This window comes from Zoogloea sp. (assembly GCF_041914405.1).
In the GTDB taxonomy this organism is placed as follows: Bacteria; Pseudomonadota; Gammaproteobacteria; order Burkholderiales; family Rhodocyclaceae; genus Zoogloea.
Window position 1 is genome coordinate 54,476 of sequence record NZ_JAYSDK010000033.1, and the last position, 14,960, is coordinate 69,435.

The following is a 14,960-nucleotide window of genomic DNA, read 5'->3' on the forward strand; positions in this document are numbered from 1 at the left end:
GGGCACTTGCGCCCCTCGCCGCCTGTGTCATTCAGGCAGCAGCGCGACTTCCAGCTCCTGGCGTCCCAGGGGTGATGCCATCGCGATCACGTATTGCCCTGGTTCGAGCATGAAGTCCTTGGGCGGATTGAAGACGAAGTCGGTGTCGTTGCGTACCGCGAGCAGAACGTAATTCGGACTGCGCAGACGGAGCGTTTCAAGGGCGCGGGGTTGGAACTGCCCAGGCACTTCGACCTCCTCAAGACGCAGCTTGTGCTCGGACCGCAGCATTTCGTCCAGGAAGGACACCACGTGGGGTCGGATCATGCTGGACGCGATCCGCATCCCGCCGGTGAAGTCCGGCGAAATCACGCTGTCTGCGCCGGCCTTGCGCAGCTTTTCGGTGTTGCGCACCTCATGGCAGCGCGCAACGATGCGGATGCCCGGATTGAGCTGCTTGGCGGTGAACACGATCATCAGGTTGCGGCTGTCGTCGCCGGTCACCGCAAAGAGACCGCGCGCCTCCTTGATCCCGGCGGCCAGCAGCAGGTCGTCGTCGGATGCATCTCCCCCCAGATAAACCAGCCCGGGTAGGCGTTCGCGTTGAGCTTCTAGCGCTACTTCGTCGGAGTCGATGGCGACGAAGTGACGGTGGGTTGTCGTCAGTTCGTTGGCAACGTTGCGGCCTACACGACCAAAGCCGCAAATGATGAAGTGTTGATGCAGTTTGTGGACCTGCTTTTCCATGCGTCGCCTCCGCAGGGTGTAGTCGAGATCGCTCTCGAGGAAGAAGACCGTCAGGCTTGTGAACAGAAAGGTGACCGCGCCGAAGCCGGCCAGTGCGATCAGGCCGGCGAAGAGCCGTTCTCCGAAATCGTGGATCGGCACGACCTCCCCGTAGCCGACTGTCGTGACCGTGATCAGGGTCATGTAGATCGCGTCGGAGAGATTCGCCTTGTCACCACCCATCCAGTAGAAGCCGACGGTGCCGACAACGATCAACCCTAGCAGTGCGCCGGCCGCGTAGTAGATGCGAAGCAGAATGCGCGGCAACTGACTGGCCCGTGTCGGTGCCTTCTTTGGGTGGTGTCGACGGCGCAGGTGGAGGTGCTGGCGTAGTCGCCTCAGTAGCGCCAGAACGGTGGCGATCTTCATGGTTTGCGCGAGTGTCGGCGGTGCCAGTGTCGGGTCAGGTAGATCCGCCATGCCAGGCGGGTCAGCAGGTAGCCGGAAAACGCCAGGGCGAAGGCCAGCACGATGAGTCCGATTGCCAGTGGCTGGCCGAGGCCGATGATCCAGTGCATGAGCTCGCCGAGCCAGGCCGCGAAGCCGGCAGAGCCCCATTCTGGCGGCTGGGTGAAGGGGGCCGAGTCGGTGCCGAGTGTCCATTCGCCAATCGAGAAGGCGAGGATGTAGATCGGTACGATCGTGAAGGGGTTGGTGTACAGCGTGGTGAAAAGGGCCAGCGGGAGATTGACCCTGAACAGAAGGCAGCAGATCGCCGCGCCGAGCATTTGGAACGGCCCGGGGATCAAGCCACAGAACAGCCCCACTGCAATCGCTCCGGCGGCCGAATGGCGGTTGAGATGCCACAGGCGCGGGTGGAACAGCGTTGAGCCGAACGGCGTGAGCCAGCGATTGGCTGCCAGCGACGTGTGGTCCGGCAAGTGGCGCTTCAGCAGTCGTCGCATGTTCTTGTTGTTTGTCCTGGGCCAGGCCCATCTCCTCTGACGAGAATTCTAACCGACTGCTGGGTTCTTGGTGTTTGCCGCGCTTCCCGCTAAATTGCCGGCCATGCGGATTATGTCTTTGGGATTTTCGGCGGGGGTTCTCGGGTGTCAGATGGCAGCGATGCTGCTGCCGATGACCCAGGTTGCTGCATTGCTGGCCACGGGACTCCTCAGCCTGGCTGCGCTTCACGTAGTGTCGGGGCGTTGGCACTGGCTGGTGGTGAAAGGGCTGGTCCTGCTGTCGGCGGCATCTCTGGGCTGGGGGTTCGCCACCTGGCGGGCGCATGAGCGACTTGCCGACGTGCTGATGACGGCCCTTGAGGGGCAGGATGTCGTGGTGACAGGTGTCGTGGCTGGCCTGCCGCAGGATTTCGAGCGGGGCTTGCGCTTCGTCTTCCGGGTCGAGGAGAGTCCACAAGGCGTGCCGCGGATGCTGTCCTTGGCCTGGTACAAGGGCTTCCGGGAGGAGGAGTGGCATGCCTTGCCGGCGGTGCACGCGGGGGAGCGATGGCAGCTTACGGTGCGTCTCAAGCGTCCCCATGGCAATGTGAATCCGCACGGTTTCGATTACGAAGGCTGGTTGCTTGAGCAAGGCGTGCGGGCTACCGGCTATGTTCGCCCGAGCACTGCAAACCGGCGTCTGGATGCCTTTGTGCCGGACATCATGAATCTGGTCGAGCGGGCTCGCGAGACGATCCGGGCACGCTTCCAGCGGGCGCTGCCAGATGGTGTGTACAAGGGCGTGCTGGTGGCGTTGGCGATAGGAGACCAGCGCGCAATCAGTCAGGAGCAGTGGCAGATTTTTGCCCGCTCCGGCATTGCGCACCTCGTGGCCATTAGCGGCATGCACGTCACAATGATGGCGGCCCTGGCTGCAGCGGGGCTCGGTTGGCTATGGCGACGCAGCCCGTGGTTGGCTTTGCGCTGGCCCGCCCAGCAGGCCGGCGTGGTGGCGGGATTCTTGGCGGCCTTCGGATATTGCCTGCTGGCGGGCTGGGGCGTGCCGGCCCAGCGCACCCTGTTCATGCTCGGCTGCGTGGCACTGGCCCTCATCCTGCGCAGGGAAACAGCGCCGAGTCGGGTGTTGGCCAGCGCTTTGATGGTCGTGCTGCTGATGGACCCATGGGCGATTCTCGCCGCTGGATTCTGGCTTTCCTTTGGGGCTGTTGCAGTGCTCCTTCTGGTTGGCAGTGGGCGTCTGCATGCCACGGGTTGGCTGCACGACGCCTTGCGGGCCCAATGGGCCGTGACCCTCGGGCTCGTGCCGGCCTTGCTCGTGCTGTTCCAGCAGTTTTCGCTGGTGTCGCCTGTGGCAAATGCTGTTGCGATCCCGTTGATCAGCTTCGTCGTGACGCCCCTCGCCGTTGCCTACGCGGTTGTGCCACTGCAGATGCTGGCCGACATCGCCCACTGGGTGCTGGCGGCAACGATGGTGCCGATCGAATGGCTGGCTGCCTTGCCGATAGCCCTGTGGCAGCAGGCCGCGCCGCCGCCATGGCTGGCCGTTTTGGCCACCTTGGGCTGCCTGTGGGGGTTGTTGCCCAGAGGAACGCCGGCTCGCTGGGTCGGGTTTGCTATGTTGCTTCCTCTGGTGTGCTGGACACCGCCACGACCGCAACAGGGCGAGGCGTGGGTGACGGTGCTGGATGTCGGGCAAGGGCTCGCCGTGCATGTGCAAACGATGGGTCGGGACCTGATCTTCGATACCGGTCCGGCCTTTTCCGCCGATGCCAACAGCGGTGAGCGGATCCTGCTGCCCTACCTGCGGGCGCTTGGCGTGCGGCGCCTCGATACCCTGGTGGTTACCCACCAGGACAACGATCACGCGGGAGGCGCAGAAGCCTTGCTGGCGGGGATTCCGGTGGTGGCCGTACTGGCGTCCCTGCCGGAGAATCATCCGGTGCGCCTGATCTCGGGCGATCGAGGGCAGCCCTGCGCTGCGGGACAGGGCTGGAACTGGGATGGCGTGCGCTTTGTGGTGTTGCACCCGGCTGCTGGCAGCAGCGTGGGGCGAGGCAAGAGCAATGACATGTCCTGTGTCCTTCAGGTGGAGGCCGGCGGTCGGCGTGTGCTGCTGAGCTCCGATATCGAGGCCGTTTCGGAGGCCAGTTTGCTCGAGCGCGAAGGGAGCGGGCTGGCGAGCGATGTGGTGGTGGTGCCCCATCATGGCAGCCGGACGTCGTCCACGCCGGCCTTCATCGCAGCAACGGCGCCACGCTGGGCGATCTTCCCCGTCGGCTATCGGAACCGTTTTCGCCATCCGAATCCAGATGTATGGGCGCGCTGGGCTGCCAGCGGTGCGAGCCTGCTGCGGACGGACGCCGGAGGGGCGATGACTGTGAGGTTGGAGGAGGGGGAAGTCCGGGTCGGGGCTGCCCGGGAAGCTTTTCCTCGCTATTGGCATGGGCGGTGAGGGTTAGGGGCTGGCGCTGGATGCTATCCTTGGGCCATTCTCAGTCAGTGAGCCAAGCGGGTTTCCCATGAACATCCTTACGCCTTATCGCAAGCTGTTTGCCCCGTTGACGGTCGTGCCTTACGATTCGGCTGGCGCACTTTCCGCCGAGCCCCGCAGTCGCAGCGTGCAGTGCGCCAGCCCCCACGGACTGCACCGGATGGCTTACACCGAGTGGGGCGATCCCGACAATCCCCGGGTCTTGGTGTGTGTGCATGGGCTGACCCGCAATGGCCGGGACTTCGATGATGTGGCCCGTGCGCTGGCATCCCACTACCGGGTTGTGTGTCCGGACGTGGTCGGGCGGGGCCGCAGTAGCTGGCTGCCAGTGAAGTCCGATTACCAACTGCCGACCTACGTGGCGGACATGGTGACCCTGATCGCCCGTCTGGATGTGGAAACGGTGCATTGGCTCGGTACCTCTATGGGTGGGCTGATCGGTATGGTGCTGGCAAGCCTGCCCGACACCCCGATCCGGCGCCTGGTGTTGAACGACGTCGGGCCGGTGTTGCCGGGCGAGTCGCTGGTCAGGATCGGGCAATACGTGGGGCAGGCGCCGGTCTTCCCCAGCTATGAGGCGGCCGAGGCCTATATCCGGGCGGTCAGCGCTCCCTTTGGACATCTCTCCGATGCCCAGTGGCGGCACCTGACCGAGCCGTCCATCAAGCCGGTAGACGGCGGGTGGGCCATGCGCTACGACCCGGCCATCGGTGACGCCTTCCGCGATCCGCACATGGCCGACGTGGACCTGTGGCCTATCTACGAGGCGATCGGCTGCCCTACGCTGGTCCTGCGGGGGGCGGATTCCGACCTGCTGCTGCCCGATACGGCGCGCCAGATGGAGGCTCGAGGTCCGCGGGCGCGGGTCGTCGAGATTCCGGACGTGGGACATGCGCCAACGCTGATGGATCCGGCCCAGATCGTGCCAATCCGTGATTTCCTGCTGGAGGCGTGATGCAGGGAGTGTGGCTGACGGCCTTCAGTGTCGTGGATTGGGTGGCTGTGAGCTGGTTCATCTTCTGCTGGACCGGCTATGGTTGGCTGGTCGAGCACGGGCCCGGCGGCACGATGCGCGGCCTGATGGGGGCGAGCCATGCGTTCCGGCTGGAGTGGGGGCGGCAGATGCTGCGCCGTGAGGTCCGCGTGGCCGATTCGGGGCTGGTCGGCAACCTGATGCAGAACGTGTCTTTCTACGCCAACACCACGATCTACGTGATTGCTGGTCTGCTGGCGCTGCTCGGCACGATGGACAAGTTGATCGATGCGGCGTCCGACCTCCCGTTCGCCCGCCATGTGTCACGCGAAGTGTGGGAGGTGAAGCTGCTGTTGCTGCTGATGGTTTTCGTGGTGGCCTACTTCAAGTTCACCTGGTCTTTGCGACAGTTCAACATGCTCTCCATCCTGATTGGCGCTGCGCCGCCGCCGGGGGAGGGCACGGAAGAGGACGTGCAGCGTTTCGCCAAGGTAAATTCCTTGGCAGGGGACGAATTCAACCGCGGCATCCGGGCCTATTACTTCGGCCTCGCCGCCGTGTTCTGGTTCGTTCACCCTTGGCTGTTCTTCGCGGTGACGACCTTCATCGTTCTGGTGCTGTACCGGCGGGACTTTCTGTCCCACACCTATTCGGCGATGCGTGCCTGATCAGTCGTCCTGCTTGAGCTTGACCGAGACGGAATTGATGCAATAGCGCAGGCCGGTAGGAGCAGGGCCGTCCTCGAATACATGCCCCAGGTGTGCGCCGCAGTTGTGGCATAGCACCTCGGTGCGGACCATGAAGTGGCTGCGATCTTCAGCCTCCTCGACATTTCCGGGTGCTGCTGCGGTATGGAAGCTGGGCCAGCCGCAGCCGGAGTCGTACTTGTGCTCTGACGAGAACAGGTCGCTGCCACAGCAGGTGCACACGTACTTGCCCTGTTCGTGGCAGTCCCAGTAACGGCCAGTAAATGCGCGCTCAGTGCCCTTCTGGCGTGTCACCACGTATTCCTCGGGGGATAACTGTTCGCGCCATTCGGCGTCGGTCTTTTCGATCTTGCGGCTCATGGATGTCTCCGGAGGGGGATTGCCGGATGGATGCGTTGACGGGCGGGAAGGTTCCGCCCGTCGAGGCTGGACTTAGTGCAGGTGCTTGGGCATCTGTTCGGCCTGCTCTTCGGGCAACTCGGCATGCACAGCTTCGCCTTCGGGCGACGGGTACATGGGGGCGCCGCAGTCATCGCAGTATTCCATCGGGAATTCGTTGTCGAGGACCAGGATGTCGCTGATGCCGCAGGCGCGCAGCGTTGTTTCTATCTGGCCAAGGGTCTCTACGCTCTCGTCCTCGGCACCGAGCAGCGGCCACACCACGCCGTGCACCACGTCGTTCTGTCCGCGCAGGGTGAAGCCGATGCGGAACTCTTCCACCTGGCGCTCGAAGAAGGGCGCCACGACGGCCCGCAGGTTGGCGGCCGGAGCATCCAGCGTGGTGCTCAGGAAGGCCACAGAGGCCTGAATGGAGTAGGGGCGGGACATCTTGTCCGCTTCGCGGCTGGCGGCGAAGTAGGCATCCGGCAGCACGACGTCGAAGGCACAGCCGGTGAGCAGGGGGGCGATGCAGGCACCGCCTTGGGCGCGCCATTGCTCCAGTGCCTGGTCACGTGTGCAGTCCTCTTCCTGCCAGCGGAAGATTGGGGCGCCCTTCGGCACGATGACAGCGCCGAGCAGGTAGCGGTTGTCCGACAGGAACTGGGCCGTTTCCGGCAGATTGTCGGTCTTGATGTGCAGGTCGCTGTCGTTCTCCGCGGCGCGGCCGATGTGCGTTGCCAGATCGGCGGTGGCGCAGTAGCCCTGCGGCAGCTGGTCAGGGCTGAACAGAAAGTCGGCGAGGGCCAGCTTGACGCCGTTGGCGAGCACGTGGGCCTTGAGCTGTACGCGCAGGTTAGCCATGACTGCCGCGGTGATCGGCGAGGCGGGGATGCGGTAGCGGGACCAGGCCATTACCGGTACGGCGATCAGCAGCACGTCCTGCTGGTCGTTGGACTTCAGCGCACCCTCCGCCCGCGATTCGATCATGTCGGCGAGCTCGTCATAGGCATGGACGCTGGCCGTGCTGAGGTGGTCGAGGGCCGTTGTAAGGGTGTCCTCGTCCTCGGCGCTGAGCAGATTATCGACGGCGGCGGCGAGGCGCAGGTCCCAGAAATGGTCTTCGGCACGGCTGCTCGAATCGGCAAGACCGTTGGCGAGCCACAGCAGTTGTTCGGCGTCACGCGGCAAGCCGCCGCGGCGCCCGAGTCGGTTACGTTTCATCGGGGGCTCTCCATGAGGTTGTAGATTGGACAGTGGCTATCGGGGCCGAATTCCCACCGCAATTTCAATAAGCGAGAGGGTCGATGCGCACTTCCTGCAGGATGATGGTGGAGATTTCTTCGATGGACTTGGTGGTGGAGTCGAGCCACTTGATGCTTTCGCGCTTCATCATGCGCTGGGCGGCTTCAATCTCCGCCAGACAGTTTTCTATGGATGCATAGCGGCTGTTGGGGCGGCGCTCCTGGCGGATCTGCGACAAGCGGTCGGGGCCGATGGTGAGGCCAAACAGTTTGTGGCGGAAGCGGGCCAGTTCGCCGGGGAGCTTGTTGCGCTCGAAGTCCTCGGGGATCAGTGGGTAGTTGGCCGCCTTGATCCCAAACTGCATGGCGAGATAGAGGCTGGTTGGCGTCTTGCCAGAGCGGGATACGCCGACAAGGATCACGTCGGCCTCCGCCAAGTCGGCGCTGGAGACACCGTCGTCGTGAGCCAGCGTGAAGTTGATGGCCTCAATGCGTTTTTTGTAGTCCTGGCTGTCGGCAATCCCGTGGAAGCGTCCGGCAGCGTGGGTGGAGCGCTGCCCGAGTTCATTCTCCAAGGGCTCGATGAACTTCTCGAACAGGTCAAGGAACAGGGCATCGGCTTCGCGCAGCGCAGCAACCGCTTCCGGATCGACGAGAGTATTGAAGACGATCGGGCGAACACCGCTTTCGATGGCTGCGTCGCGGATCTTGAGAGCACAGTCGCGGGCCTTCTCCGGGGAGTCGATGAAGGGCATGCGGTGATTGCGGAAACGAGATTCCGGAAACTGCGCGAGAAGACTGTGGCCAAGGGTCTCGGCCGTGATGCCTGTTCCGTCTGAGATGAAGAATACGGGGCGGGTCTGAGTCATGAACGTGCCAACAGGGAAAGGGAGATGTTCGCCGGCGGCGAGGCCGATACAGGGTTGCATCTTATCCCATTCTGGCCATCGGACCGCCTACTGCCCGGGTGCGACACCCTCGCTTGAGCGTTGTTTTGTCTATGCATTTGGCCTGAAATGGGTGTCGTTAGGATAAACCCTGCATGCGGCGGGGCAACAAAACGACTTACAATGCGGCCTGGCAACGTGATTCGCCCAGATTTACTTTCTTCATTACCTCCCCAGGATGAGTCCTTTTATGGCCCGTAACGTCATTCCTTTCCAAGAGCTGCGCATGTCCGATGTCGAGCAGGTCGGCGGCAAGAACGCCTCCCTCGGCGAAATGATCAGCCAGCTGCCGTCCAGCGTACGCGTTCCCGGTGGTTTTGCCACCACGGCCGACGCTTATCGCGAGTTCCTGTCCCATCAGGGACTGGCGGAGCGTATCAGCGCCGCACTCGAGAGCCTGGACGTGGATGACGTGGTAGCGCTGGCGAAGACCGGCACCCAGATCCGTGAGTGGATTGTCGAAACCCCCTTCCCGCCGGCTCTCGAGGCCGAGATCAAGGCCGCCTACGAGCAACTCACTGCAGAAGGTGATGGCAGCTTTGCCGTGCGTTCCTCCGCCACCGCGGAAGATCTGCCCGACGCTTCCTTCGCTGGTCAGCAGGAATCCTTCCTGAACATCCACGGTTACGAAAACATCCTCCATGCCATCAAGGAAGTGTTTGCGTCGCTGTATAACGACCGCGCGATCGCCTATCGCGTGCACAAGGGTTTCACCCACGCTGAAGTTGCCCTGTCTGCCGGCGTGCAGCGTATGGTGCGTTCCGACATTGGCGCTTCCGGCGTGATGTTCACGATGGACACCGAGTCTGGCTTTGACGGCGTGGTGTTCATCACCGCCTCCTACGGCCTTGGTGAGACCGTCGTGCAGGGCGCGGTAAACCCGGACGAATTCTACGTTCACAAGGCTACCTTGGCTGAGGGCAAGCCGGCGATCATCCGTCGCAACCTGGGCTCCAAGCTGATCAAGATGGTCTTCGCCGACAAGAAAGAAGCCGGCAAGTCCACCCGTACTGTCGATGTCGCAGAAGCCGAGCGCAACGTGTACTCGCTGACCGATGCCGACGTGCTGGAACTCGGTCGCTACGCGACCATCATCGAGAAGCACTACGGCCGTCCGATGGACATCGAATGGGGCAAGAGCGGCGATGACGGCAAGCTTTACATCCTGCAGGCTCGTCCGGAAACCGTGAAGAGCCAGCAGTCCGGCCATGTGATGGAAAAGTACCGCCTCAAGCAGTACAGCAAGTCCATCACGCATGGTCGCGCCATCGGCCAGAAGATCGGTGCCGGTCACGTCCGCATCGTCAAGGATGCCTCCGAGATGGATCGTGTGAAGGCGGGCGACATTCTCGTCACCGACATGACCGACCCGAACTGGGAACCGGTGATGAAGCGCGCTTCCGCCATCGTGACCAATCGCGGCGGTCGTACCTGTCACGCGGCGATCATCGCCCGTGAGCTGGGCATCCCGGCCATCGTCGGTTGCGGCAACGCCACCGAAGTCCTGGAAGAGAACGACGAAGTCACCGTGTCCTGCGCCGAAGGCGATACCGGTTACGTGTATCGCGGCAAGCTGGACTTCGAAGTGGTCACCACCGATATGGGCAACCTGCCCGACATCCCGGTGAAGATCATGATGAACGTCGGCAACCCGGAGCTGGCCTTCGAATTCGCGCAGATCCCGAACGGTGGCGTCGGCCTGGCCCGTCTCGAGTTCGTGATCAACAACATGATCGGCATCCACCCGAAGGCGATCCTCGAGATCAACCAGGTGCCGGCCAGCCTGCGTGCGGAAATCACCCGCCGTTCCCGCGGCTATGCCACGCCGAAGCAGTTCTTCATCGAGAAGCTGGTGGAAGGCGTTGCCACCATCGCGGCGGCCTTCTATCCGAAGCCCGTGATCGTCCGCCTGTCCGACTTCAAGTCGAACGAATACCGCAAGCTGCTCGGTGGCGAGATCTATGAGCCGGAAGAAGAAAACCCCATGCTGGGCTTCCGTGGTGCGTCCCGTTACATCGCGCACAGCTTCCGTGACTGCTTCGAGCTCGAATGCGCTGCGATGAAGAAGGTGCGCAACGAGTTGGGTCTCACCAACGTCCAGCTGATGGTGCCTTTCGTGCGCAACCTGGACGAAGCCAAGGGCGTCGTCGAGCTGCTGGCCGAGCACGGCCTGAAGCAGGGCGAGAACGACCTCAAGCTGATCATGATGTGCGAGATTCCGTCCAACGCGCTGCTGGCCGACCAGTTCTTGGAGATCTTCGATGGCTTCTCCATCGGCTCCAACGATCTGACCCAGCTGACCCTGGGCCTGGACCGCGACTCCGGTTTGGTCGCGCACTCCTTCGATGAGCGTGATCCTGCAGTCAAGCAGCTGCTGTCGATGGCAATCCAGAGCGCCAACAAGCTCGGCAAGTATGTTGGTATCTGCGGCCAGGGCCCTTCCGATCACGCCGATTTTGCTGAGTGGCTGATGGACGAAGGTATCCAGACCATCTCCCTTAACCCGGATACGGTTGTGGATACTTGGCTGAAACTGGCTGCTCACAAGCAGGCCTGATGCATTTTCGCCATTGACGAAAAAAGCCGGGGAAACCCGGCTTTTTTTCGTCTGCAGTTCGTGCCCGGCGACAGCAAATGCCGAGGCTCTGTTAGTGTCCGGATAAGCGCATCATCAATCGTCGATAGGGCTGGGAGGTGGCATGGACCTCGAGTGGTGGCATTGGATCATGCTGGGTATCGCGCTCGTCATTGCCGAGTTGGCCGTTCCGGCGTTCTTTGTGATCTGGTTCGGACTCGGTGCGTTGCTGGTCGGCGTATCGCTGCTCCTGGTGCCTGGGGTTGGCATGACTGCGCAGGTGTCACTTTGGATCCTCGCGTCTCTGGCGATGGTTGGGCTGTGGTTCCGTCTCTTCAAGCGCAGCGATTGCCGGACGCGGATCGGGCAGTCGGATGGTGATGTGATCGGGGAGATTGGTTTGGTCTCGAAGGCCGGCGCGCCCTTTGAGCGCGGGAGAGTTCGCTTTCAGAAGCCGCTGCTGGGCTCGGAGGAGTGGGACTGCGTGGTTGATGAGCCGGTGGCAGCTGGTGAGCGCGTGCGGGTTGTGGCGGTAGAGGGTAGTTTTCTCAAAGTGGAAAAAAGTTGAGCGTAACCGGAGGGGCGGGCGATGAGTGCTGGATTTATCGTAGTGCTGGCGATACTTGTTTTTGTTGTCGTGACGATCGCGAAGGGGGTGCGTATCGTGCCCCAAGGCGAAGAATGGATCGTGGAGCGCCTTGGCAAGTACTTCGGCACCTTGAGGCCCGGTCTGAACATCATCATTCCGTATCTCGATCAGGTCGCTTACAAACTTGTCACCAAGGACATCATCCTGGATGTGCAGGAGCAGGAGGTCATTACTCGCGACAATGCGGTCATCCTTACGAACGCGATTGCCTTTCTGAAGGTGACGGATCCGGTGAAGGCCGTTTATGGCGTGACCGATTTCTCCGAGGCGATCCGCAACATGATCATGACAACCCTGAGGTCGATCATCGGCGAGATGGAGCTCGACGAGGCCTTGTCCAGCCGAGACAAGATCAAGGCGCGGTTGCGGGAGAGCATCGCCGACGAGGCCGTCGACTGGGGGCTGACCGTCAAGTCGGTGGAGATTCAGGACATCAAGCCATCGCCTTCCATGCAGAAGGCCATGGAGCAACAGGCCTCAGCAGAGCGGGAGCGGAAGGCCTTGGTCACCCGTGCCGAAGGGGCGAAGCAGGCGGCAATTCTTGAGGCCGAGGCGCGCCTGGAGGCGTCCAAGCGGGATGCTAATGCGCAGGTGATGCTTGCCGAGGCGTCCGCTGAGGCGATTCGGCGCGTGAGCGCGGCGGTCGGTACGGAAAGCGCACCGATGCTCTTCCTGCTTGGAGAAAAATACATTGCTTCGCTCGAACGCATGGGATCCTCGGAGAGCGCCCGCGTCGTAGTGTTGCCTGCTGATCTTCAGGAGGCTGTTCGGGGCTTGATCGGCGGGGTATCGAAACGGTGAGCAAGGGCACCTGCGCGAAAGTGTTGAGAGTGAAGGGATTCCGCCATTGGGCTGCGTCCATGTAGGATAGTCGCCCTATGCTTGCTTATATTGCACGTCGGCTGCTTTATGCCCCGCTCATTCTAGTGGGCGTCAATCTGCTCACTTTTGCGCTGTTCTTCGTGGTTAATACTCCGGATGACATGGCGCGCATGCAGCTTGGTGTCAAACGCGTGACACCTGAAGCCATTGAGCGTTGGAAGGCTGAAAGGGGTTACGACAAACCCCTGTTCATCAACGCCGATGTGCCTGGCGTCAGGGCCCTCACGGAGACTGTTTTCTTCGAAAAATCCTTGCGAATGTTCGTCTTCGATTTCGGACGGGCGGATGACGGCCGAGATATTGCCAATGAAATTGTCAGTCGCATGGGGCCTTCCTTGGCGATTGCGCTTCCGACTTTCGCGCTGGGACTGTTCGTCACCGTGGCCTTCGCATTGTTGCTGGTTTTTTTTCGCGCTTCCTATCTCGACTTATGGGGAGGCGTTCTCTGTGTCGGGATGATGTCCATTTCCGGTCTGTTCTACATCATTGGCGGGCAGTGGCTGGTTTCCAAGGTCTGGCACCTGGTTCCCATTTCGGGCTACGGCGCTGGGGTTGATGTGTCGCGCTTTCTCGTACTGCCTGTCCTGATCGGGGTCATAGCCGGGATTGGTGCGAGTTCGCGATGGTATCGCACGATATTTGTGGAAGAGGCGGGTAAGGATTATGTGAGGACTGCGCGTGCAAAAGGATTGTCTGAATTGCAGGCCTTGTTCAAGCACGTCTTAAAGAATGGAATGATCCCGGTCTTGACGGGTGTAGTGGTGGTGATCCCTTCCCTGTTCATGGGGAGCCTCTTGACGGAATCCTTTTTTGGCATTCCCGGCTTGGGGAGCTATACGATCGACGCGATCAATGCGCAGGATTTCTTGGTCGTTCGGGCGATGGTTTTCATTGGGGCCATGCTTTATATCGTTGGCCTCTTGTTGACCGATGTGTCCTACACATTGGTGGATCCGCGGGTGAGGCTCGAATGATGGGCATTCAGCCGGTGGTTCTATGGACGGATATGCTGCTCTTTGGGTTGCTCGCATGCATTGCACTTGCTGTCGGGCGGGCGAGGGGGAGCGAGCCTATGCGAGTGGCGTGGCGGAGGGTTGGCGAAAGCCATGTTGGAATGGCTGCACTGACCGTTCTGCTGTTGTTTCTTCTGGTTGGAGTGCTCGATAGCCTGCATTACCGATCGTGGCTCGACGCGCGCTCCGGTGCTGATGCGAAGCGGCAATTATCGACTGAGGTTGTGAGTCTGCTTGATGTGCTAGCGGATCCGCTTCGAGCCAAAACTGAAAAGACTTATTCTTCGCCGCTGGCGTACCAATTGTTTACCAAGGAGACGGTCGAAGGGGCTGACGGAGCGCAACGACGGGAGTTTCCTCGTCTGCGCTATGGCGGCGTCGATCTTCAGTATCCGGAAGATGACCATGTTGGCGATGTGCTTGGGCGTCTTGGCATCGGCTTGGCTGTGGCGGTCACTTGCTGGGGTATCGTGGCTCTCATCCTTGTGAAGTGGGTGGCAATTTCGCGAAAAGTGCCCTTGGGGGCGGCGTGGCGAGCGATTTGGCGTGGCAGGGGAGGGCTGGCATGGCGTGCCGTGCTGGTAAGTCTGGGAGCGGTGTGTCTTTTTATGGGACCAGTGCTTGCTCTTGCGACTGAATATCATGTGTTCGGCACTGACAAGGTCGGGCAGGATGTGTTTTATCTGACGTTAAAGAGTATTCGTACAGCGCTTGTGATCGGAACTCTCACCACTTTGGTGACCTTGCCACTGGCTGTGGTGCTCGGCATCGTTGCGGGCTATGTAGGGGGCTGGGTTGATGACGTAATCCAGTACGTTTATACGGTTCTCAACTCCATTCCGAGCGTCCTGTTGATTGCGGCGGCCGTGCTAATGATGCAGGTCGTGATCGATTCGAATCCCCATTGGTTCAGCACTGCGGCCGAGAGGGCTGACGCACGTCTGCTGGCTCTTTGTATCATTTTGGGAATGACCAGTTGGACTGGTTTGTGCCGACTTCTGCGAGGGGAAACGCTGAAATTGCGCGAACTCGAATACGTTCAAGCTGCTCGTGCGTTTGGTGTGTCCACCGCGCGCATTCTTGCTCGGCATGTCCTGCCCAATCTTATGCATCTGGTGTTGATTGCTCTGGTAATGGACTTCTCTGCTCTGGTGCTGGCTGAGGCAGTTCTATCGTATGTGGGAATCGGGGTTGATCCAGGGACCGTCAGTTTCGGCACGATGATCAATGCTGCAAGAATGGAGTTGGCGAGAGAGCCGATGGTTTGGTGGAGTCTGGTGGCGGCGTTCTGCTTTATGTTCGTGATGGTTCTTGCAGCCAATTTGTTTGCCGACAGTGTCAGGGATGCTTTTGATCCCCGTGCTGGTTGAGGCGCTTAGAATTATTTTGTCGAATGGTGTTGACGGTTTTCGATAATTCTTTATAATGCGC

The 14,960-nt window shown here is 61.2% G+C and carries 13 protein-coding genes; 8 read left to right on the forward strand and 5 right to left on the reverse strand.

The annotated features are described in order from the left end of the window. Positions 1-27 precede the first annotated feature (27 nt). Positions 28-1,134 (reverse strand): TrkA family potassium uptake protein, encoded by a 1,107-nt coding sequence (locus ACE3RX_RS18230; RefSeq protein WP_374486393.1) that lies wholly within the window; start codon positions 1,132-1,134, stop codon positions 28-30. Further along, a complete protein-coding gene (locus tag ACE3RX_RS18235) occupies positions 1,131-1,670 on the reverse strand; it encodes a DUF2062 domain-containing protein (protein ID WP_374486394.1) in 540 nt (179 codons plus the stop codon). Before ACE3RX_RS18235 ends, ACE3RX_RS18230 begins: the two co-directional genes overlap by 4 nt. 151 nt (positions 1,671-1,821) lie before the next feature. Here ACE3RX_RS18235 and ACE3RX_RS18240 point away from each other — a divergent pair, with 151 nt between their 5' ends. The 3 genes from ACE3RX_RS18240 (at position 1,822) to ACE3RX_RS18250 (ending at position 5,802) form a co-directional block, all read left to right on the forward strand. After that, positions 1,822-4,122 carry a DNA internalization-related competence protein ComEC/Rec2 gene (locus ACE3RX_RS18240; protein ID WP_374486395.1) on the forward strand — a complete coding sequence of 767 codons (2,301 nt, stop codon included), beginning with the start codon at positions 1,822-1,824 and terminating at the stop codon, positions 4,120-4,122. A 67-nt stretch (positions 4,123-4,189) separates the two neighbouring features. Beyond that, entirely contained in the window at positions 4,190-5,116 is a 927-nt protein-coding gene (locus tag ACE3RX_RS18245; RefSeq protein ID WP_374486396.1) for an alpha/beta fold hydrolase, read from the forward strand. Continuing rightward, entirely contained in the window at positions 5,116-5,802 is a 687-nt protein-coding gene (locus ACE3RX_RS18250; protein WP_374486397.1) for a DUF599 domain-containing protein, read from the forward strand. Before ACE3RX_RS18245 ends, ACE3RX_RS18250 begins: the two co-directional genes overlap by 1 nt. Here the strand turns inward: ACE3RX_RS18250 and msrB are convergent, their stop codons facing one another. The 3 genes from msrB to ACE3RX_RS18265 form a co-directional block, all read right to left on the reverse strand. After that, entirely contained in the window at positions 5,803-6,201 is a 399-nt protein-coding gene (gene msrB, locus ACE3RX_RS18255; protein WP_374486398.1) for a peptide-methionine (R)-S-oxide reductase MsrB, read from the reverse strand. It abuts the gene before it with no gap. A gap of 72 nt (positions 6,202-6,273) precedes the next feature. Beyond that, positions 6,274-7,443, reverse strand: a complete 1,170-nt coding sequence (locus ACE3RX_RS18260; RefSeq protein ID WP_374486399.1) for a DUF2863 family protein — start codon at positions 7,441-7,443, stop codon at positions 6,274-6,276. 64 nt (positions 7,444-7,507) lie between these two features. Next, positions 7,508-8,332 (reverse strand): pyruvate, water dikinase regulatory protein, encoded by an 825-nt coding sequence (locus ACE3RX_RS18265; protein ID WP_374486400.1) that lies wholly within the window; start codon positions 8,330-8,332, stop codon positions 7,508-7,510. A 268-nt stretch (positions 8,333-8,600) separates the two neighbouring features. On the opposite strand from ACE3RX_RS18265, the gene ppsA reads away from it, so the two are divergent. The 5 genes from ppsA to ACE3RX_RS18290 all read left to right on the forward strand — a co-directional run bounded on the left by ppsA (position 8,601) and on the right by ACE3RX_RS18290 (position 14,899). Continuing rightward, the gene (gene ppsA, locus ACE3RX_RS18270; RefSeq protein WP_374486401.1) at positions 8,601-10,967 is read left to right on the forward strand and encodes a phosphoenolpyruvate synthase; all 2,367 of its coding nucleotides are present in this window, start codon (positions 8,601-8,603) and stop codon (positions 10,965-10,967) included. Positions 10,968-11,109: 142 nt separating this feature from the next. Continuing rightward, the gene (locus ACE3RX_RS18275) at positions 11,110-11,553 is read left to right on the forward strand and encodes an NfeD family protein (protein ID WP_374486402.1); all 444 of its coding nucleotides are present in this window, start codon (positions 11,110-11,112) and stop codon (positions 11,551-11,553) included. Between the two features lie 21 nt (positions 11,554-11,574). Then, positions 11,575-12,435, forward strand: a complete 861-nt coding sequence (locus ACE3RX_RS18280; RefSeq protein ID WP_374486403.1) for an SPFH domain-containing protein — start codon at positions 11,575-11,577, stop codon at positions 12,433-12,435. Between the two features lie 77 nt (positions 12,436-12,512). Continuing rightward, complete coding sequence (locus tag ACE3RX_RS18285; protein WP_374486404.1) at positions 12,513-13,490, forward strand: ABC transporter permease; 978 nt, start codon at positions 12,513-12,515, stop codon at positions 13,488-13,490. Further along, entirely contained in the window at positions 13,490-14,899 is a 1,410-nt protein-coding gene (locus ACE3RX_RS18290) for an ABC transporter permease (RefSeq protein WP_374486405.1), read from the forward strand. The genes ACE3RX_RS18285 and ACE3RX_RS18290 overlap by 1 nt, the downstream gene beginning before the upstream one ends. Positions 14,900-14,960: the final 61 nt, after the last annotated feature.

Coding starts and splice junctions, on each gene's coding strand:
- ACE3RX_RS18260 (WP_374486399.1), bottom strand. CDS start 7,443: ATGAAACGTAACCGACTCGGGCGCCGCGGCGGCTTGCCGCGTGACGCC.
- ACE3RX_RS18250 (WP_374486397.1), top strand. CDS start 5,116: ATGCAGGGAGTGTGGCTGACGGCCTTCAGTGTCGTGGATTGGGTGGCT.
- ACE3RX_RS18280 (WP_374486403.1), top strand. CDS start 11,575: ATGAGTGCTGGATTTATCGTAGTGCTGGCGATACTTGTTTTTGTTGTC.
- msrB (WP_374486398.1), bottom strand. CDS start 6,201: ATGAGCCGCAAGATCGAAAAGACCGACGCCGAATGGCGCGAACAGTTA.
- ACE3RX_RS18275 (WP_374486402.1), top strand. CDS start 11,110: ATGGACCTCGAGTGGTGGCATTGGATCATGCTGGGTATCGCGCTCGTC.
- ACE3RX_RS18235 (WP_374486394.1), bottom strand. CDS start 1,670: ATGCGACGACTGCTGAAGCGCCACTTGCCGGACCACACGTCGCTGGCA.
- ACE3RX_RS18230 (WP_374486393.1), bottom strand. CDS start 1,134: ATGAAGATCGCCACCGTTCTGGCGCTACTGAGGCGACTACGCCAGCAC.
- ppsA (WP_374486401.1), top strand. CDS start 8,601: ATGGCCCGTAACGTCATTCCTTTCCAAGAGCTGCGCATGTCCGATGTC.
- ACE3RX_RS18245 (WP_374486396.1), top strand. CDS start 4,190: ATGAACATCCTTACGCCTTATCGCAAGCTGTTTGCCCCGTTGACGGTC.
- ACE3RX_RS18240 (WP_374486395.1), top strand. CDS start 1,822: ATGGCAGCGATGCTGCTGCCGATGACCCAGGTTGCTGCATTGCTGGCC.
- ACE3RX_RS18265 (WP_374486400.1), bottom strand. CDS start 8,332: ATGACTCAGACCCGCCCCGTATTCTTCATCTCAGACGGAACAGGCATC.
- ACE3RX_RS18290 (WP_374486405.1), top strand. CDS start 13,490: ATGGGCATTCAGCCGGTGGTTCTATGGACGGATATGCTGCTCTTTGGG.
- ACE3RX_RS18285 (WP_374486404.1), top strand. CDS start 12,513: ATGCTTGCTTATATTGCACGTCGGCTGCTTTATGCCCCGCTCATTCTA.